The 20,217-nt window shown below is 39.1% G+C and carries 18 protein-coding genes and 2 pseudogenes; 15 read left to right on the forward strand and 5 right to left on the reverse strand.

Translation table 11 applies throughout. The annotated features are described in order from the left end of the window. The first annotated feature begins 14 nt into the window (after positions 1-14). Both TH67_RS07035 and TH67_RS07040 read left to right on the forward strand, forming a co-directional pair. Positions 15-1,457 (forward strand): potassium/proton antiporter, encoded by a 1,443-nt coding sequence (locus tag TH67_RS07035; RefSeq protein WP_072594943.1) that lies wholly within the window; start codon positions 15-17, stop codon positions 1,455-1,457. 503 nt (positions 1,458-1,960) lie between these two features. Continuing rightward, positions 1,961-2,140 (forward strand): transformation system protein, encoded by a 180-nt coding sequence (locus tag TH67_RS07040; RefSeq protein ID WP_072594944.1) that lies wholly within the window; start codon positions 1,961-1,963, stop codon positions 2,138-2,140. 37 nt (positions 2,141-2,177) lie between these two features. Here TH67_RS07040 and TH67_RS07045 read toward each other — a convergent pair whose 3' ends face one another. After that, a complete protein-coding gene (locus TH67_RS07045; protein WP_072594945.1) occupies positions 2,178-3,449 on the reverse strand; it encodes an O-acetylhomoserine aminocarboxypropyltransferase/cysteine synthase family protein in 1,272 nt (423 codons plus the stop codon). 106 nt (positions 3,450-3,555) lie between these two features. Here TH67_RS07045 and TH67_RS07050 point away from each other — a divergent pair, with 106 nt between their 5' ends. The 11 genes and pseudogenes from TH67_RS07050 (at position 3,556) to TH67_RS07100 (ending at position 12,982) form a co-directional block, all read left to right on the forward strand. Continuing rightward, positions 3,556-3,888, forward strand: a complete 333-nt coding sequence (locus TH67_RS07050) for a hypothetical protein (RefSeq protein ID WP_072594946.1) — start codon at positions 3,556-3,558, stop codon at positions 3,886-3,888. Further along, positions 3,885-4,508, forward strand: a complete 624-nt coding sequence (locus TH67_RS07055; protein ID WP_072594947.1) for an HAD family hydrolase — start codon at positions 3,885-3,887, stop codon at positions 4,506-4,508. Before TH67_RS07050 ends, TH67_RS07055 begins: the two co-directional genes overlap by 4 nt. 48 nt (positions 4,509-4,556) lie before the next feature. Continuing rightward, positions 4,557-4,811, forward strand: a complete 255-nt coding sequence (locus tag TH67_RS07060) for a DUF2018 family protein (RefSeq protein ID WP_072594948.1) — start codon at positions 4,557-4,559, stop codon at positions 4,809-4,811. After that, positions 4,804-5,235, forward strand: coding sequence for a hypothetical protein (locus tag TH67_RS07065; protein ID WP_072594949.1), 432 nt, complete (start codon positions 4,804-4,806; stop codon positions 5,233-5,235). The genes TH67_RS07060 and TH67_RS07065 overlap by 8 nt, the downstream gene beginning before the upstream one ends. Positions 5,236-5,245: 10 nt before the next feature. After that, positions 5,246-6,138, forward strand: a pseudogene (locus tag TH67_RS07070) (polyprenyl synthetase family protein). Continuing rightward, a complete protein-coding gene (gene hemA / locus TH67_RS07075; protein WP_072594950.1) occupies positions 6,138-7,421 on the forward strand; it encodes a glutamyl-tRNA reductase in 1,284 nt (427 codons plus the stop codon). The pseudogene TH67_RS07070 and the gene hemA overlap by 1 nt, the downstream one beginning before the upstream one ends. Next, a complete protein-coding gene (locus TH67_RS07080) occupies positions 7,411-9,111 on the forward strand; it encodes a proline--tRNA ligase (RefSeq protein ID WP_072594951.1) in 1,701 nt (566 codons plus the stop codon). The genes hemA and TH67_RS07080 overlap by 11 nt, the downstream gene beginning before the upstream one ends. After that, on the forward strand, positions 9,108-9,539 hold the full coding sequence (locus TH67_RS07085) for an FxsA family protein (protein WP_072594952.1): 432 nt from the start codon (positions 9,108-9,110) through the stop codon (positions 9,537-9,539). Before TH67_RS07080 ends, TH67_RS07085 begins: the two co-directional genes overlap by 4 nt. A gap of 8 nt (positions 9,540-9,547) precedes the next feature. Continuing rightward, on the forward strand, positions 9,548-10,477 hold the full coding sequence (gene hemC, locus TH67_RS07090; protein ID WP_072594953.1) for a hydroxymethylbilane synthase: 930 nt from the start codon (positions 9,548-9,550) through the stop codon (positions 10,475-10,477). A 3-nt stretch (positions 10,478-10,480) separates the two neighbouring features. Then, complete coding sequence (locus TH67_RS07095) at positions 10,481-10,846, forward strand: Imm10 family immunity protein (protein WP_072594954.1); 366 nt, start codon at positions 10,481-10,483, stop codon at positions 10,844-10,846. A gap of 327 nt (positions 10,847-11,173) precedes the next feature. Then, positions 11,174-12,982: a menaquinone biosynthesis decarboxylase gene (locus TH67_RS07100; protein WP_072594955.1), complete on the forward strand. Its 1,809-nt coding sequence runs from the start codon at positions 11,174-11,176 to the stop codon at positions 12,980-12,982. Positions 12,983-13,127: 145 nt separating this feature from the next. On the opposite strand, the pseudogene TH67_RS07105 reads toward TH67_RS07100, so the two are convergent. From TH67_RS07105 to TH67_RS07120, 4 genes and pseudogenes are all read right to left on the reverse strand, one after another. Then, positions 13,128-15,230, reverse strand: a pseudogene (locus TH67_RS07105) (RNA degradosome polyphosphate kinase); the annotation flags it as partial. Positions 15,231-15,411: 181 nt separating this feature from the next. Beyond that, the gene (locus tag TH67_RS07110) at positions 15,412-15,996 is read right to left on the reverse strand and encodes an NUDIX domain-containing protein (protein WP_072594957.1); all 585 of its coding nucleotides are present in this window, start codon (positions 15,994-15,996) and stop codon (positions 15,412-15,414) included. Then, on the reverse strand, positions 15,981-17,348 hold the full coding sequence (mgtE, locus tag TH67_RS07115) for a magnesium transporter (RefSeq protein WP_072594958.1): 1,368 nt from the start codon (positions 17,346-17,348) through the stop codon (positions 15,981-15,983). Before mgtE ends, TH67_RS07110 begins: the two co-directional genes overlap by 16 nt. Before the next feature lie 9 nt (positions 17,349-17,357). Then, entirely contained in the window at positions 17,358-18,527 is a 1,170-nt protein-coding gene (locus TH67_RS07120) for a peptidoglycan DD-metalloendopeptidase family protein (RefSeq protein WP_072594959.1), read from the reverse strand. Between the two features lie 113 nt (positions 18,528-18,640). Here TH67_RS07120 and TH67_RS07125 point away from each other — a divergent pair, with 113 nt between their 5' ends. After that, entirely contained in the window at positions 18,641-19,363 is a 723-nt protein-coding gene (locus tag TH67_RS07125; RefSeq protein ID WP_021090557.1) for a plasminogen-binding N-terminal domain-containing protein, read from the forward strand. A gap of 3 nt (positions 19,364-19,366) precedes the next feature. Beyond that, on the forward strand, positions 19,367-20,188 hold the full coding sequence (locus tag TH67_RS07130; RefSeq protein WP_072594960.1) for a YihY family inner membrane protein: 822 nt from the start codon (positions 19,367-19,369) through the stop codon (positions 20,186-20,188). The last annotated feature ends 29 nt before the right edge of the window (positions 20,189-20,217 follow it).

Raw genomic sequence — 20,217 nt, forward strand, 5'->3', positions numbered from 1 at the left:
TTTGTGGAGTTTGTTTGGAGAATTTACTACTATTTTTTGCGGTTTTGCTTATAACTAGCATTCTTTTAAGTAAGATCTCTGATAAATTTGGAATTCCATCTTTAATAATATTTTTAGGCGTTGGCATGTTGGCTGGCTCAGACGGCTTGCTGGGTGTAAATTTTGATGATCAAATGATTGCTCAAAATGTCGGTATGCTAGCACTTATTTTTATACTTTACGCTGGTGGGCTAGATACTGATTTTGCAGCGATTAAACCTATTTTTGCTAGAGGTTTAGCACTTGCTACACTTGGCGTTTTCTTAACCGCGCTAGCCATCGCTCCAGTTGCAAAATATCTGCTTGATTTTACCTGGGCAGAGGCCTTTTTGCTAGGCTCCATCATCTCTTCAACAGATGCAGCAGCGGTATTTGCCATACTAAGAGCTAAGAAAATTTCACTTAAAAATAGCATTGCACCATTGCTTGAACTTGAATCTGGCTCAAACGATCCAATGGCGATATTTTTAACTATGACGATCATTCAAATGATCTCACTAAATAGCACTCCAAGTGCGTCAGAGTGGGCGATTACACTGGTTAAGCAGTTTGGCATAGGTATCGCTATGGGCTATTTATTTGGCGTTGCTTTGCCAGCTATCTTTAATAGACTTCGCCTAAAAAGCTGGGGCCTTTATCCAGTTTTTTCTATCGCTTGGATATTGCTTTTATACACACTTTGCTTTAAAGTTGGTGGCAATGGCTACTTGGCTGTTTATATTGCTGGAATTTTCATAAACAAAAAAGAGTTTTCTCATAAGAAAAATTTAGTCGGTTTTCATGACGGTATCGCTTGGACGATGCAGATAGTTGTCTTTTTAACACTTGGTCTTTTGGTAAATCCCTCACAACTTCCTGCAACTGCGCTGTTAGCGCTTGTTTTGGCCTTATGGCTTATGTTTTTTGCAAGGCCACTTGGTGTTTTTGCATCACTTGCATTTTCAAAATTTAAGATAAATGAGCAAATTTTTATCTCCTGGGTTGGGCTAAGAGGCGTCGTGCCAGTGGTGCTAGCTACCTATGTTTATGTCGATGGCGTACGTGATGCGGATATGATTTTTAACATTATATTTTTTATGGTTTTGATTTCTATTTTGATACAGGGTATGTCGCTTGGCTTTGCGGCTGATAAATTTAAGGTCAAAGAGAGTGAGCAAGAGGATGTTAAGTCAGTAGAAAACTCTCCGATCTTAAGCTACACACTTCGTCAGCACACCATTCACTATGGCTCAAAACTAATTGGCAAAGATTTGGCTCAGCTTGAGCTTCCAACTGAGTTTTTAATAATTCTAATAAAGCGTAAAAACGAGTATCAAAAGCCGACTGGCTCAACAATCTTTGAAGAAAATGACTTGCTGCTGATACAATGCGAAAATCAAGTGCTTTATCAAGATACGGTTAAGTATTTGACTTATTAAAATTTTTGATAAAAATTGCCACATTTTATTTCTTTTTGTAAATTTTAAAACTTTACTCACTCGCCTTAGCAGACTACTAAATTTAGGCTACACTTCGTTTAGTACTAAATTTAGAGCCGTGATATGCTCGCTCATAAATTTTAAAATTTGCCAGAGTTTTTAATAGCATGCGGTGCGTTAGCACCTTTGTGTGCTACCTCTGATGTGCGAGGTGATTGAGGGATTAAAGGGGGGATAAGGGGACGGCTTTGCTTCGCAAGCTCGCAACTGCAAGCAGACCATAACTTGAGTCCCCTTGTCTCCCTTTTGAATAGAAGTATCACAAATGGGATTTTATATTTTTACAAATTTTTGAAATTCTATTTACTCGCAAGAGTTACCTACTAAAATCTTGGCTTCGCTTACCGCCTTGCTCAAATTTTAAGGCCAAAACAAATACGTTCAGTCTCATTTTATTTTGCTTTTTATAAAATCAATAAAACGCTAGCAAAATGGGAGGCAGAATGCTTGACAGTATCATCCTTGCAGTCTTGGTATATTTTGCAACATTCTTATTTATGTTTTTTCTGCTCGCCTTTTTTGCCTTTTGGTATATAAGCGTGCCGCTACTTGTCATCTTTTTCGTTATAAAATTTATAAGGCAAGCAAAAGAGTGCGAGAGGATACATGGCAAGCTTGAGTAAAATTTAAATTTCTAGCCCAAATGAGCTAGAAATTTCTTTATTCTAAGGCTTGAGCCAGATCAGCTATCAGATCCTCAGCATTTTCAAGGCCTATGCTAACTCTTATCAGCTCTTTTGTGATGCCAGCTTTGATTAGCTCTTCGCTGCTTAGCTGTTGGTGCGTAGTTGAAGCCGGGTGCGTGATGAGCGACTTTGTATCGCCGATATTTACCACGATCTTAAAGAGTTTTACGCGCTCTAGCATCTTTTTTGCACGCTCAAAGCTATCAGTATCAAAGCAAAATAGCCCATTTGCCATGCCATCTTTAAAGTATTTTTGCGCCTTTGCGTGATCCACGTTGTCGGCAAGCCCTGGGTATGCCACACTTTTTATATGTTTGTGAGAGTTTAGAAATTTAGCCACTTTTAGGGCGTTTTGCGAGTGTCTCTCAACCCTAACAGCAAGCGTTTCAAGCCCTTGTATGAGCTGCCAAGAGTTAAACGGAGAGATCACAGCACCGATATCGCGCACGATAGCAAGCCTCATTCTTAGCGTATAGATGTCAAAATGATCCGTCATATCAGCATAGACGATGTCGTGATAGCTAGCGTCTGGCACATTAAAATGCTCATATCTTTTGTTGCCTTTTAGCTTTTCGTTTAGGTGATTTGCACTTACGACCACACCTGCTAGGCTAAGGCCCTGACCGCTCATATATTTGCTCGCACTATGCACGCAAACATCGATACCGTGGCGAAGTGGCTGAAAGATGATAGGTGTTGGCACAGTGTTATCAGTGATGCTGATGATGCCATATTTATTTGAAATTTCTACGATTTTCTCGATATTTGGGATAGAAATCTGCGGATTTGAGAGTGTTTCAAAAAATATAGCCCTAGTTTTATCATCTATCAAGGCCTCCAGATCATCGGCCGTGTCGCTGTCAAAGACTCTGGCCTCTATGCCAAATCTTTTGAGCGTATGCGTAAAAAGCACCGTCGTGCCGCCATAAATTTTCTTAGCGATGATGATGTTATCGCCTGCTTGGGCTAAATTTATGATGCTGTAAAACAAAGCTGACTGACCGCTTGCAGTCGCTATCGCAGCGGCTCCGCCCTCAAGTGCAGTGACCCTTTTTTCAAAGATATCTGTCGTTGGATTGCCAAGTCTTGTGTAGATGTGGCCGCCATCCTTTAGATCGAACCTAGCTGCGGCTGTCTCAGCACTCCCAAAGTCGTAAGCTGTGCTTTGAAAAATAGGCACAGCCATCGTGCCAAAGCCTTCATGTGTATCGTAGCCTACGTGGATCGCAGCGGTTTCTTGTCTCATTTTTGCTCCTTGTTTAAGTAATTTTGGCGTAAATTATACATTAGCAAAGCCAAAATTTAGGGGATAAAATCAAATTTTGATATAATTTGCCAAAAAAAGGAAAAATTTGAACCAAGTTACGGACAAATTTAAGCGTGTAAAATATCTTCGTGCGCTAGAAAAATTTGCAAAATCAGCGATAAATGGTCTAAAAAGAGATGATTTTGACGAGGCTGAATTTCGCCAAAGAGTGGAGAAAAACGCGAAAGTCATCGAAAAAGTAGAGGCTGTCTATCTTGATCAGCCATACTCAAAGGCACTAGAAAATTTTATAAATTTGCTTATCAAAAACGCCCCAAAAGAGGAGCTTTTAAAGGCGGCAAATCTACTTGATAAGCTAAAAAATCAAAAGACATATAAGAAAGAAAAACATAAAAATAAATTTAAGGATGAGGATTGAAAGTAGTTGTTTTTGATATGGATGGCACCGTGATCGATAGCGGCGAGGCAATATATAAAACAGTAAATGAAGTAAGAGATGAGCTAAATTTATCGCCACTTGAAAAAGAATTTATCATAAAAACGATCAATGAGCCAGGTAGAAATTTGCCCCTTGAATTTTATGGCATCGACACGCCAAGCAGGAGCTTAAAAGAGGGTTTTGAAGAGAAATTTAAGAAATTTTACGATGAGTGCGCGACTACATATGAGGGCGTAAAAGAGCTTTTGCAAAAGTGCAAAGAGGCTCATTACAAGGTTGTTTTGGCAAGCAACGCGCCACATGATACGTTAGAGAAAATTTTAAAGAAAAATGAAATTTATGAGCTATTTGACGAGGTTATCGGCGCTAGCAAAGAGATACCGCAAAAGCCTGATCCTGCGATGCTTCATCTAGCTGTTAGTAAAACTGGAGCTAGCAAAGCGATCTTTATTGGAGATAGCCTAAAAGACGAGCTAGCTGCTAAAAATGCAAATATGCCTTTCTTGCAAGTTAGCTGGGGATTTGGCGAGGAGAGTAAAACAGCGACCTATAATGCTAAAAATATTAGCGAAGCTTGGGAGATAATATTAAATTTTTAACTTAGTTTTAATTGGCTATAATCTTAAGAAATTTTCAAAGAAACAGCGATGATAGATATATTTGAGGGCAGTGCGAGGAATAAATTTTATGACATTTTGTTTAACGCAAATGCTGTTTTGGTTAAAAACGAGATAGATAAAATTTTTGAAAAATTTGTGGCTATGAGCGAGCTTTGTGAAAAGCATGGCGTTAGCGAGGACGAGATTAGAAATTTTATAGTCTCAGAGCAAGATAAAATTTATAATGGAGTAAATGACCTATATATCGAGCTTAGCGGAGAAATTTTAAGCCAAAATGAGTAAGATTTTCGCGCTCATTGCTTTGTTGGCTGCTCTTGTCTTTGCTAAGGAGCCAAATTTTGACCCAAGTTCCGTGCATACGTTTGAGCTTAAAAAAGATGAGTGGGCAAGAGTTTTTATAACTGAGAAGCGAACTCAAAGGGTTGAAACATTTGACTTTCGCTGGACGCTATTTGATAGCACAAATATCACCGTGCAAAGCTTTTTTAGGCGCTATCCAAGGCAGATGGTCTTTTCGCTAAGACAAGGACAAAACACCTATATGCAGCGAGTTTTGCCTGATTTTACGATGCCGCCAAATGAGAGCGTGAGTCTTTATATATCATTTATTGATTTTAAGGATAAAAAGGCGCATTTTAGGGTGGCTCTGCTAGATGAGAGCAAGCGTGTGGATGTGGGTTTTAGAGATCCAGATGAGGCTAAATAGAAGGATAAAAATGGATAAAATCGATGAAATAATGGGTAAATTTATAAGCGAGCTTGGCTACAAAGAGGCGTTTGAGATGTTTTTAAAGATAAGCTCAGGCAAGAAGCTACGCTCAAAACTTCTTTTAAAGATCGCAGGTGAGAGCGAAATTTCACTTAAACTTTGCGCTATCATCGAGCTCATCCACCTTGCAAGTTTGCTTCACGACGACGTCATAGACGAGGCAAATATAAGACGCGGCAAGCCAAGCATAAACGCGCTTTTTGGTAGTAAAAACTCGGTTATGTTGGGCGACATCCTCTACTCAAAGGCTTATTTTGAGCTTACAAAATTTGATTCAAGCATCGCAGCTATCATCTCAGATGCAGTCAGCAAGCTAAGTATCGGCGAGATGATGGATGTGAAAATGGCTGAAAATTTTAATGAAAACGAGCAAGAATACTTAAAAATGATCTACTATAAAACAGCTGTTTGATAGAAGCCACGGCTATTTGCGGAGCAAAGCTAGCTGGCAAAGATAGTGAGAAATTTGGAATTTACGGCAAAAATTTAGGCCTTGCGTTTCAGATCGTTGATGACATCTTAGACATAACTCAAGATGAGAAAACGCTTGGCAAGCCAGCACTCAATGACTTTGTCGAAGGCAAAACGACACTTCCTTACATTTATCTTTATAAGAGCCTGGACGAGGCTGGTAAAACAAAGCTTAGATCGCTTTGGGCAAAGAAGTTAAACGCGGACGAAATTTCATGGCTAAAAGAAAATTTTGATAAAACTAGCTCACTGAGTAAAGCCATAAATGAAGCCAAAAGGCTTGGAAATGAAGCGATAGAAGCGATAAAAGAGTATAAAAACGCCGAGCTTGAAGGGATTATAAAAAGTATGATAGATAGGGAATTTTAATGCACTATTTAGATATAAGTTTTACATATAAAAATACTGATATTTCAGTTAGAGAAAAGCTTGCATTTGATAGCGATGAGAAAAAAGAGCAAATTTTAAAACTACTAAGATCAAATAAAAGTATAAACGAATGTATGGTTTTAAATACATGCAACCGCGTTGAGATAATTGCAAGCGTTAGTGATCTAGAAAGTGCAACAACGCATGCATTTAGGTGCATGTCTGTATTTTCAGGTGTTTTTGAAGATGAGCTTTATGAGAGGGCTGATATTTATGAAGATAGCGGAGCCGTGCACCACCTCTTTGCCGTGGCAAGCTCGCTTGATAGCCTAGTCGTCGGCGAAACGCAGATCGTTGGTCAGTTAAAAAATGCCTTTAAATTTGCTTACGATAGCTCAGCTTGCGGCGAACAAATCAGTAAAATCATCCATTATGCATGTAAATGCGCTGCTAAAGTTAGAAACGAAACTCAAATTTCTAAAAACCCGATCTCTGTTTCAAGCGTAGCTGTGGCAAAAGCAAAAGAAATTTTTGGCACGCTTGAAGGAAAAACTGCTATCGTCGTAGGCGCTGGTGAGATGGGCGAGCTAGCAGCAAAACACCTCATATCAAGTGGCGCAGAAGTCATCATCATAAACAGAAGCTCCGAGCGTGTTGAGCAGCTAGTTGATAGCCTGGGTGATAACGCTAGTTGGGATAGCATTTTAAAATTAAAAGAGTATGTAAATAATTACGATCTAATATTTTCAAGCACCGCAGCCCCGCACGCGATCATCACAAATGCCATAATCGAACCAAGAGAATTTCATAGATACTTTTTCGATATTGCCGTGCCAAGGGATATTGATCTTATAAATACAGAATTTATTAGCGTCTATACGGTTGATAGTTTAGAGGAGATAGTAAGGAAAAATTTAGCTCTAAGAGAGGAGCAAGCACAAAAGGCTTATTCGATCGTAGGTCAAGGCACAAGCGAATTTTTAAAAATTTTAAAAGAAGATATGAGTGTGCCACTAATAAAATCTATCCGCAAACAAGCTGAAATTTGCGCTAAAAACGAGCTAGAAAAAGCGATAAAAAAAGGATATTTAAAACATAGTGATTATGAGGAGGCACAAAAGCTCATTCATCAAGTTTTTAAAGCCTTCTTACATCAGCCAACGATGAAGCTAAAAAGCCTTGCGGACGAGGAGAGGTCTAGCGAGCTTTCAAATGGAGTTAGATTTTTATTTGATATAAAAGAAGAGCAAAATTTTCAAGTGGGAGATATAGATGAGATTTAGTAAATTTTATGCACCAACGACCAAAGAAGCGCCAAAAGACGCCTCTTTGCCAAGTCATAAATTTTTAATAAGAGGTGGATTTGTTGAGCAGATAGGCTCTGGTCTTTATAACTATCTGCCGCTTGGAAAGATCATGCATGAGAAAATTTCTCGTATCGCACGAGAGGAGATGGATGAGGCTGGGGCGCTAGAGGTGAGCTTTAGCGTGGTTACTTCAAGTGAGCTTTGGAAGCAAAGTGGACGTTACAATGTCTTTGGCAAGGAGCTTTTACGCTTTAAAGATAGAAAAGAAAATGACTTTGTTATAAGCCCTACAAACGAAGAGGCAGCCGTTGCTTTAGTACGTGGCAAGGTGACTAGCTACAAGCAGCTACCACTAAATTTATACCAGATAAACACCAAATTTCGTGACGAGGCAAGACCACGCTTTGGATTGCTAAGAGGACGAGAATTTACAATGAAAGATGCTTATAGTTTTCACTCTAGTAAAGAGGATCTAAAGCGTGAGTTTGACCTTATGGAGGCAACTTATAGTAAAATTTTCACTCGTCTGGGGCTAAATTTTAGAGCTGTTGAGGCTGATAGTGGAGCTATCGGTGGTAGCGGCAGTAAAGAATTTATGGTGCTTGCAAGTAATGGCGAAGATGACATCCTTTGCTGTGAGGCTTGCAAATACGCTGCAAATATAGAGGCTGCTAGAAGAAAAGCTAGAACAACAGATGCTGAAACGCCAGAGGCTGATGCGGCTAAATTTAAGACACCGGATACAAAGACTATAAAAGGTGTGGCAGAATTTTTCAAAGTTAGCGAGTTTTACTGCATAAAAGCTGTTATTAAAAAAGCTATTTATGAAGACAAAGAAGAAGTTGTGGTTTTTTTCGTAAGAGGTGATGACGAGCTTCAAGAGACAAAGGCACAAAATGCTTGTAATGCGCTCGAACTTGTCGATGCTAGCGAAGAAGAGATTATAAAAGCTAGGCTTGTGGCTGGATTTTGTGGGCCGGTTGGGCTAAAAGATGTGAAATTTTATATAGACAACGAGCTAAAAGGCGCAAATAATATGATATGTGGTGCCAACGAAAAGGATTACCACTTTGTTGGCGTTAGTGTTAGCGGATTTAACGAAGAGAGATTTAAAGACCTTGTAAAGGTAAAAGAGGGCGATAAATGCCCAGAGTGTGGCGGAAATTTAAAACTTAGCAAGGGTATAGAAGTCGGTCACATCTTTCAGCTAGGCGATAAATATTCAGCTGCGATGAATGCGACATATCTTGATGAAAACGGCAAGGCAAAGCCATTTTTGATGGGTTGCTACGGTATTGGTATTAGCAGGCTTATCGCTGTGATGATAGAGGCTAGCCACGATGAGAAGGGCTGCATCTGGAAAAAAGAGTGCGCACCGTTTGACGTGGAGATCATCATCTCAAATTTAAAAGATGAAGAGGGCGTAAAATTTGCATTTGAGCTTTATGAGAGCCTTAAAAAAGCTGGCATTAGCGTCATCATCGATGATAGAAACGAGAGATTTGGCGTTAAGATGAATGACTTTGAACTCATCGGCTTCCCTTATGCGCTGCTTGTGGGTAAAGAATTTGCAAATGGCAAGGTTGAGTTTATAACAAGAGATGGTTTAAGCAAAGAAACGATCGGCGTAAACGAAGCCTTTAAAAAGATAAAAGAAAGCTTATGAGATTTTTTGCATTTTTGTTTTTTTTGATAGAAGCGATATTTATCTATCTTTTTGTTGATAAATTTGGCTTTTTAAACTACTTTCTTGAGGTGCTGGTCTCTGGATTTGTTGGCATCGCACTTCTTTTTAATGCTGGATTTTCTAGTTTAAATTCGCCTCAAGTGGCGTTTAAAAGCTTTCTTGGCGGAAATTTATTTAGCCAGTTAGGGCTTAGCTTTGGCGGAATGCTTTTGTTTTTACCGGGAATTTTAACAGATATTTTTGGTATAGCCGTAGTCGTTTTTTCTTTAGTGTTTAAGAAAAATGCAGCCAAAAACGAGAGTTATCAAGAGTTTAAATTTCAAAATTTTAGCGAACAAAGTACTAAAAAAGATGATGGCGAGATCATCGACGTTGAGGTTATAGAAGAGCCAAAAAGAGTAAATTAGGAGAGATGATGAAAGAGATAAAAATAGCAACTAGAAAGAGTATCTTAGCGCTTTGGCAAAGCGAGCATATCAAAGCTAGAATAGAATCAAAACATAACGATATAAAAGTTGAGCTTATTGGCATGAAGACAAAGGGCGACGTGATCCTTGATACGCCGCTTGCAAAGATCGGCGGTAAGGGGCTTTTTACAAAAGAGCTCGAAGATAGTATGCTAAAAGGCGAGACTGACATCGCGGTACACAGCTTAAAAGACGTGCCAGTAGTCTTTCCAGAAGGGCTTAAACTAGCTGCCATTTGCTCACGTGAGGACACAAGAGATGCGATGATAAGTGAGAAATTTGCTAAATTTAGCGACCTACCACACGGTGCAAAGGTTGGTACAACGAGCCTGCGCCGCAAGATGCAGCTACTTATCATGAGGCCTGATATTGAGATCATCTCGCTTCGTGGAAACGTGCAAACTAGACTTAGAAAGCTAAAAGAGGGCGAATTTGACGCGATCATTTTAGCGATGGCTGGCATAAACCGCCTAAATGTCAAGGCTGAAGTGGCACATATCTATACATTTGGCTTTGACGAGATGATACCTGCGATGGGTCAGGGCGCTCTCGGGATAGAAGCTAGAGATGAGAAGAAAATTTTAGATGAGATCTCTTTTTTAAACGATAAAAATGCGGTTATAGAAACGACCATAGAGCGTGACTTTGTAAGCGTTTTAGAAGGCGGCTGCCAGGTACCAATTGGCATAAGCGCAAGGCTAAAAGGTGATGAAATTTCTATCGATGCGATCGTTGGTCTGCCTGATGGAAGCGAGTTTATAAAAGATAGCTTAAAGGTTAGCAAAGATAAATTTCAAAGCGTTGGCAAGGAGCTAGCTCATAAATTTATAGAAAAAGGGGCGAGAGAGCTTTTAAAACGCGCTGAAGAGATGGCTTAGAGTGTGTTTGAGCTAAAATTTAAAGCAAAAGCCCTAACCGCTACTAAAAATAGCAAAGACAACTACTATATGATCGGTCTTGCAGACGACAAATACGACTACAAAAACTACATAATCTTTCAAAGACCGATCAAGCTCAAAAAAGATGACGACGAAAACGCCGACATAAACGGCATATACGCAGAGTGCAACGGCGACGTTTGCTACAACGCTTGCAAACAAGTGAAGATCACTGATAAGAGCATCATTTTTGAGGTGCAAGATAGTGTTATTAGCGTTGATATAGAGGGTGTTAAACTTGGTGAGCGTTTTATGAAATATAGCAAAGAGATATTTGGCAAACTACTAAAATGTAGTATATCGAAGTAATTAAAAAAATTACTGCCGTTTTCAAAACCACGATGCTATCTAACGTTTAAAAAAAAATTGTAATGAATTACTTTGAAAAAGATATAAGTATACCGGCCATGCATAGGTGTGCGTTGAGCGCTAGTTTACGGACATTACGACAATGGAGTATAAATTTAATGCTTGCGTCTATTTAAACGGCGAGGCAACATCGTAAAGAATGCGTCCGAAACAGCGATCGATACTCTGATAGCTATCGGTGCGTGCGGCAAATAATAAATACCCGCTTTACTTCGCCTTTTTCAGCTATTTTTGGCTAAAATCGCCCAAAAATCAAAAAGGCGAAATATGGACTACATCAAGCTTTTAAAAGAAAATAATCTACTTCGTGTTATCGACGAGCCAGTAGATATTGATCTTGAGATCGCGCACGCTAGCTACATCGAGGTCAAGCGTGAGGGCTCGCAAGCGCTACTTTTTAAAAACCCAGTCTGCAAAAAAACTGGGTGTAAATTTGCCCCAGTGCTTACAAATATCTATGGCTCAAAACACGCACTTGAGCTTATATTTGGGCTAAATCCTGATGAGATAGCAGAAGAGATAGAAAAGCTTTTAAAGCCCAAAAAACCTGAAAATTTCAAAGAAAAGCTTGATTTTTTAGCCTATCTTTTTAGCATGAGAAAAATTTTTACTAAAAGGCTAAAAGGCGAGGGCGAGTGTCAGCAGGTAAAATTTATAGGCGAGCAGGCCGATCTTTTGAGTCTACCTGCACTAAAGACATGGCCACATGATGGAGGCGCTTTTATCACGATGGGTCAGGTCTATACGCAAAGTCTAGATGGCACGCTGCAAAATTTAGGCATGTACCGCCTACAAATTTATGATAAAAATCGCCTTGGCATGCACTGGCAGATCCACAAAGACGGTGCAAATTTCTTTCATGAATACAAGCGCGCTGGCAAAAAAATGCCAGTCTCTGTAGCTATTGGTGGCGATCCACTCTACATCTGGTGTGGGCAAGCACCGCTTCCAAAGGGAGTTTTTGAACTTTTGCTTTATGGTTTTATCCGCAAAGAGCCAGCCAAACTTATAAAATCCTTAACGAATGAAATTTACGTTCCGCACGATGCGGACTACGTGATAGAAGGTTTCGTGGATACGGCTAAGTGTGAGCTTGAGGGGCCATTTGGCGATCATACTGGCTTTTATACGCCTATCGAGCCTTTTCCGGTGATGGATGTAACGGCGATAACTAGTAAGCGTGAGCCGATATTTCACGCGACTGTGGTTGGAAAGCCGCCACTTGAGGATAAATATATGGGCTGGGCGACTGAGCGGGTTTTTTTGCCGCTTTTGCGAACGACCGTGCCTGAACTACTGGACTACAATATGCCTGAAAATGGCGTTTTTCACAACCTAATCTTAGCCAAGATAAATACGCTCTATCCAGCTCATGCAAAGCAGGCCATGCACGCATTTTGGGGCGTTGGGCAGATGAGCTTTGTAAAACATGCCATTTTTGTTGGAGCCGATGCGCCTGAGCTCAAAGACTATGATGAATTTACTAGCTTTGTTCTAAATCGTTTTGGTAGCCAAAGTGTGCTAATAAGCCAAGGCGTGTGCGATCAGCTTGATCACGCTAGTCCAAATTCGTGTTTTGGTGGCAAACTCGGTGTAGATGCGACGCAAGACTTTTGTAAATTTAGCCCTGTGGTTTTAAGTGACAGTGAGCTTTTGGCTAAATTTCAAAGCGTTACGCCAAACGTAAAAGAGCTTAAGCAGTTTAAAACGGATACCAAAACGCCTATTTGCGTGGTGAAATTTGAAAAAGATTGTGTGGTAAAAGAGCTATTTTCTAAGCTTTTGACATTTAGAGATTTTTTCAAACTCCTTATCGTTGTGGATATGCAAAATCACCTTGAAAACCCATATATGCTACTTTGGCGTGTGACAAATAACATCGATGCCTTGCGTGATATCTTCATAGATGGTGAAAATTTCTGCGTAGATGCGACGAGCAAGGACGAGCTAGAGGGATATACGCGTGGCTGGCCGTTGCAAACGGATTGTGACCGCGAAGTAGTTGCTGATCTAGTTAAGCGCGGCATAGTAGAAGATGAGCCAGAGTTATTTAAAAAATTTGAAATATTTGGCTAGCTTTGAGGGGCTCAAGTAAGTTTATGAATTTTGCTTTTTGTTGTGGATTTAAAATTTTTAATAATATTTACTTAATCAAATGCTAGTACTTTTTATGCTGATTAAAAAATAGCTTTTAGACTAGGTCTAAAAGCTTAATTTATTTTTAGCTCTCTTTTAAGAGCTTGCTTGCGAGCATATCGGCTTTTGCTTTATCTGTATCTTTTTTTACGGATTTATAAATTTTAGATATATAATTTTCCAAAACTTCGTGGCAAGATATTACTTTTTCATTTTCACTTCTTACAACTTTTATGTATTCACCGCTATTTTGTAGCTCAAAAGCTAGGTCATTATCGCTTAACTGAAGCTCTAAAATTTCAAGCAACCTCTCTTGAAGTCTTGGTTCAAAAATAGGAGTCATAAGCTCCAAGCGACGCTCTAAATTTCTCGGCATCCAGTCAGCACTTGAGATATAAATTTTTGGCTGAGCATGTTTAAAGTATAAAATTCTAGCGTGCTCTAAGTATTTGCCAATGATCGAGCGAACTTTGATGTTTTCGCTTTTGCCTTTTATGCCAGGCCTTAGTCCGCATACACCACGAACTATAAGATCGATCTTTACACCTGCGTTTGATGCGCGGCTAAGCTCATTTATCACATCTTCATCGATTAGTGCGTTCATTTTGGCGATGATCCTACCCTCGCTGCCTTTGCTTGCCTCTACTCTTATCTTTTCGATAATGCGCTCTTTTATCTGAAAAGGCGACATGCTAAGAGCGTTTAGACGGCGATTTTTATTATATCCTGAGAGGATGTGAAAAAACGAAGTCGTATCTTGGCTAAATTCTTCTTTGCTAGTAAATAGGCTCACGTCGGTGTAAATTTTTGCCGAACTGCCGTTGTAATTGCCTGTGCCAAAGTGCATATAAAATTTAAGCTTATCACCGATTTGGCGGATGACCTGGCTAACTTTTGCATGCACCTTAAAACCTGTGATGCCATATATCACATGCGCCCCAGCGTCTTCAAGCGCCTTTGCCCAGTGCAGGTTATTCTCTTCATCAAACCTTGCTTTTAGCTCAACCATCACAGTTACTTGCTTGCCATCACTTGCGGCGTCTATTAGGCTTTGAATTATTGGTGAACTTTTATCGACTCTATAAAGTGTCATTCGAATAGATATGACTTTTGGATCTTTGCTGGCTTCTTTTATAAAGCTTACAACTGGATCAAAGCTCTCAAATGGATGCACTAAGAGTACATCTTCTTTATCTATGGCGTCAAATACCGAGATACCATTGCCAAATGGCGGTAGCGTTTTTGGAACGTAAGGCGCATTTGCCAGATGGGTAAAATTTTTGCTTCCAGCTATCTCCCAAAGCGAGCTAAGAGTGAGCGGAATACTTGAAAAATAGACATCTTTATGAAAAATTTTCATATGAAAATTTAAGAATTCCAAGATGTCAGCATCCACGTTTTTATCGATTTGCATACGAACAAAAGCCCCTTTTCTGCGAAGCTTTAGCCCTTGCTCAAGTATCATCATAAAATCATCCGCCTCTTCTTCTTCGATGACGATATCAGCATTTCTTGTCACTCTAAAAGCAGCTGAGCTAAGTAGCTTATACCCTGGAAAAATTTCTTCTGCGTGGCGATGCACGATCGTTTCAATCGGCACAAAAACATTGCTACTTGGCTGTGTAAAACGTGGCAAGACTCTTGAAATTCTTATCATGCCGTATTTTAAAATTTCTGGATGCTCAATATCGGCAAGCTTAACTGCAAGCGAGAAGCTAAGGTTGTTTAGGTGCGGAAATGGATGAGTCGCATCGACAGCGATAGGCACGATGACTGGCAAGATATTTGAGAAAAAGTATTCGTCGCACTTTTGCTTCAAGCTATCATCAAGCTCGTCATAATTTTTTATAAAAAGCCCCTCTTTGCTAAGAGCATTTACTGTTTTTTTATAGTGATCTTCTACTAAATTTTGCTCATTTTGTAGATATTTTCTAATCTCTCTTAGCTGATCAAGTGGGCTCATGCCATCGCCACTGCTTGTAGTAGCTCCAGCTGCAAAAAGCTGCTTTAAGCCAGCAACTCTGATCATATAAAACTCGTCTAGATTTGTCATATAAATGGCTATAAATTTTAGCTTTTCAAGTAAAGGTATATCCTTTTCACACTGAGCGAGCACCCTTGAATTAAATCGTAGCCAGCTTAATTCTCGGTTTATAAAAAGAGTTTCATTTTCGCTCATCATCTTCTCCTTGTACGTTTTTGAGTTATTTTATGATATGTGCGGTTATAAAGTTCTTACTTTATTTAAATTTTTGGTTACAATAAGCCAAAATTTAAATTTAAAGGCTTGTTATGTCTGATTATGTGATATTGGTTGGTATCTTTTTAGTGGCAGTCGTTGTTTTTGCACTTATTAAAAAGATATCGTTTTAGCTTTTAAATTTCTCCCACCACAAATAAGCAAATATGAGCCCAAAGCCCTTGACTTTGCTCTCGTCAAAGGCAAATTTCATCATGTCTTCTCGTTTTATAAAAACAAGCTCTATATCTTCGCCATCGACGCCACCGCCAGAATTTACCTTCATACTCTCATCGATCTTTGCGTAAAACATCGTTTGCATATTGCCTCCAAAGCCAAAAGCACCGTATGTCATCGTGATACGCTCTATCTCTTTTAGCTCATAGCCCACTTCTTCGATCGCTTCTTCTCTAGCTGTTTGCTCTTCGCTAAGTCCTTTATCCATAAGCCCTGCGCAAAGCTCATAAGTAAAGCCTTGCTCATTTGTTTTGATGCCTTCTTTTTCTTGTGAGTACCAAACAGCAGGACGAAACTGCTTTACAAATAAAAAGGCATCTTTTTGCTCGTGATATAAAAAAATACTAACACTATTCATCACCTTGACGCAATCCCAGTCTCTTTGGATGCCATTTTGCATAAATTTCATCTTAAATGGCTTTAAATATTTTGACTCGCCAAGAGGCAGAATTTCTAAATTAGTTATAGTAGTATCCATTTTGCAAGTCCTAAAAAGCTAAAAAATCCTATCGCATCAGTAAAAGTAGTAAGAATGACGGCTGAGCCGACTGCAGGATCTATGTTAAAGCGCCTTAGCGTTAAAGGTATGATCGTGCCAAAAAAGCCAGCAAAGAATAAATTCGTAACCATGCTAAGCCCAATAACAACGCCAAGCATACCTTTGTCAAACCAAACAGAGGCGATTATGCCCATTGCCACACCAAAGATTAGTCCATTTATGAGTGAAATACTAACCTCACGTTTTAGGACATTTTTGGCATCTTTAAACTCGATCTCACCAAGTGCCAGACGGCGAACCGTAACGGCAAGCGCTTGCGTGCCGGTATTTCCGCCCATTGATGCAACTATTGGCATTAAAACAGCAAGAGCGACGTAGGCTGCGATTGTCTCGTCAAAAAGTCCGATTATGGACGAGCTAAAAAGAGCTGTTAGTAAATTTACACCAAGCCAAACCGCACGACCACGACCAGCCTTAAAAAGTGTATCGTCCTCTTCTGACTCGTCATCAACGCCGGCTAGGTTATAAATTTGCTCAGTTGCACTCTCTTGAATGTAGTCGTGGATATCATCAGACGTGATACGACCAAGTAAAATTCCAGTGCTACTTGTAACAGCGATAACGTTTAGATCGTACTCTTGAAACATATCAGCGACATTTTGCATAAGGTCCATATCATTTGCAACATGTGGCTTGTAGTGATCGATCTGCGCTGACTCGATATTTTGCTTTAACGTCTTTGTAAAATCAAAAAGTATAAGATCTTCAAGCGGGATAGCGTATTGTAAAACGCCATTTTTATCGATAATAAAAAGCTGTGAGATATTTTCTAACTTGCCTTCTTGCTTTTCTCGTCTAAGCCTTGCTACTGCATTGCCAAGCTTTTCTTCAAGGTGAGCTGAGAAAAGCTCTGTTTGCATGTGAGCACCAGCTCTATCTTCTTCGTAGCTTCTAAGTCTTAAAATTTCATTTTGGTTTTCTCTATCAAGCTCGTTAAAGAGCTCTCTAGCTTTATCCTCATCGATATCCTCGATGTATTGAAGCAAATCAGTCGCATCATCACTCTCTAGCTCTTCAAGTGCTTCTACGATTTTTTCAGCTGGAAGCTGTTCGATCACATCTTTTAGCATGTGATCAGGTAGCTCGATAGCAACGTCGCCTAAAATTTCAGGATCTAGCTTTTCAAGATAGTGAGCAAAAAGCTCCTCATCGTGTTTCTTTAGTGTTTTTAAGTGCTGGGCTAGCTCGTAAGGAGAGAGTTCGTTATCTTCTAAATTTTCATCCAAATGCTGATCTATCAGCTCTTTTGCTTCTTCTAGTTCTTGGCTCAAGTTTTACCTTTAAAATTCTATTACATTAGGGAAAAATTCCACTTTGTGATACTCTTTTTCATTATTTAAAGCATTTTTTATTAGCTCGTCATTTTTGCTAACAACTGCTTTAAATTTAGCTGATTCTTTCTTATCCTCTAGGCTTTTAACGACCTTTATTGCACTTTCTGGATTGATAGGCTTATTATCTCTATAAAGACCAAAATGAAGGTGTGGTCCTGTGCTCATACCGCTTGTGCCAACGTAGGCTATAAGTGTACCTTGCTTGACTTTTAAACCGCCTTTTATGCCTTTAGCAAAGCCATTTAGGTGAGCATAAAGTGTCTCATAGCCACCAGCATGAGAGATGATGACGGTTCTGCCATATCCGCTTTTTTGTCCGACAAATTTAACCGTGCCATCGCCTGCGGCTTTGATTGGTGTGCCTTTTGGAGCACCGTAGTCAACGCCAAGGTGCGCTCTATATCTTTGGAGAATAGGGTGCCATCTTTTTAGGGTAAAAGCTGATGTGATTCTGGCGTTTGCAAGAGGGCGGACTAATAAAAATTTATCATTCTTCTTGCCATTTTTATCATAAAATTTATCTTCAAATTTATACATGACATATCGTTTATTTTTCGTTTCTATCATCGCAGCATAGATTTCTGGAGTGCCAAAAGAGCGGCCCATGCGTATTTTTTGATTATAAACGATAGCGATCGTATCGCCTTTGTTTATCTTTTTAAAATCAATACCACTTCCTTTAAAAATTTCTTTAAAGCCAAGAGCTAGCGTGCCAGAGCCAGTGTAGTCAAAAATGTCTTCAGAGACTGATTTGTCTACCTTTAAGGCTAAAAATTTATCCTCACTTTGATAAGAGATGGGAAGAAATTCGAGCTTAAATTTATCATTGTCATCTCTAAAAATATGCATTTGAAGCTCGTCACTAACAGGGATTAGTACTTGTTTGGTGTTGCCGTTGTCGTCTTTATAAATTTGATACTTTGTGCCAGCGATGATCTCTTCTGTTAGTTCTTGATCTTCGGTTGCTAAATTATAGTAAAGTGAAAGTGGGATTTTGTTTGTCTCTAAGAAATTTAAGAAGTTACTTCCATTTGGCCAGCTAAGCTCGTCGACACTTGGCTTTATAGCGTATAAATTTATAGATAATATTGCAAAAATTATAAAAATACGAGGCATTAATGTCCTTTTAAAAAGCTGGTGGGATTTTAACTAAAACTTGCTTTAATTTTGCAAAAGATAAAGCATTTTAGGCTATAATCGCTCTAAAAATTTAAACCTAGGAGATATTTTTGAAACGTATATTTGTGATTTTATCGCTAGTTTTTGGCTTTGCTTTTGGGGCTGATTTTTCTTTAAATGAGTATAGAACTCCTATAATTAGCGTCGATAGTGATGGCACAGCGACGATAGTTGATAGTCCAGAAATTTTAATCGGCTCAAGTGGCGTTGTGCTTCATAAATTTGACACTGATAGCTCTATCATCGCAAGAGTTAGCGTTATCTCAAAAAATTCTGGCTTTGCTAAGATTAGATTTGAGGTGTTTGATCTACTTGAGCAAAAGGCGCTCCCACTTCCAGGCATCGCACCTGCAAATGGCGATATGGTCGTGCTAAACTATCTTTATAACCGCTCATTAATCATCGTGCCAAATAAAGAAATTTACGAAGAGATCACATCTGCGTTTCCAAATATGATATTTATCCACCCAGATATTATAGGAGCGTATCTAAGCTACGAGTACAAGCCAAATCCAAGCAGAGATGACTTTAGAAAAATGTGTGCTCAAAGTGCAGCTGGTCTAATTTTCGTAGCGATGGATGGCAGAAGCGTTTTTGCTGATTGCCAAAGCTTTAAAGTGCTAAAAGAATTTAAAAGTGGCGAGGTTGAGTACTATCAGCTACCATTTTATACAAGAGTTAGCGATATAGACACTGTGTTTTGGAAGCTAAATAGTGAGCACATCAACAACTACGACGCTCACTACGAAAAACTTTTTGAAGAAGATAACTGATAAATGAGCCGTTTGTCCTTAAGTAAGCAAAATTTAAAGGAGTTTTTAAATTTGCTCCCAATGCTTAAGGACAAAGAGCTCTTTCACTACGCTTCAAGCCTTAGTTTTCATACGATTTTATCGATCATTCCGATACTTCTTATATCGTTTTCTATCTTTACAAAACTGCCTAGTTTTGAGGATTATTACGCCAAAATTCAGGACTTTATATTTTCGGCTCTTTTGCCAAGTAATCAAGAGATCATCTCAAACTACTTGCAAAATTTCTTACAAAATAGCGGAAATTTAGGCATAGTTGGCTTTGTGGCGATGATATTTACATCAGCCATGTTTTTTAGTGACTATGAATATGTAGTTTTAAAAGTGACACGTGCGAGTAAGGCTAGAGGATTTTGGTCAGCACTTAGCTCGTATTGGACGCTTATCACGCTCGCGCCACTTGGTCTTGCTGGTAGTTTCTACCTCTCAAGCCTCATTCAAGAGATGCTAAACTCAAACGTAATCACAAACTCGATAAATTTTTTAAGCATATTCCCATATCTCATCATCTGGGCGATATTTTGCATCACATATCTCATTTCAGTAAATGACGAGATAAAATTTAAGAGCGCATTTTTTAGCTCATTTGCCGCCTCGCTTGTTTGGTATATTGGCAAGTCGGCCTTTGTCTATTATGTCCTTTATAATAAAACCTATCTAAGCGTTTATGGCTCGTTTTCAGCAGTGCTTTTCTTTTTTGTCTGGATCTACATCTCGTGGATCATCTTTTTATATGGGCTAAAGCTTTGTGCTTATCTCTCAAACAGCTCAAAATTTAAAAGATAAATTTAATAGTTAGTACCAGCTGGCAATAT

This window comes from Campylobacter concisus (genome assembly GCF_001891085.1).
Taxonomy (GTDB): Bacteria; Campylobacterota; Campylobacteria; order Campylobacterales; family Campylobacteraceae; genus Campylobacter_A; species Campylobacter_A concisus_O.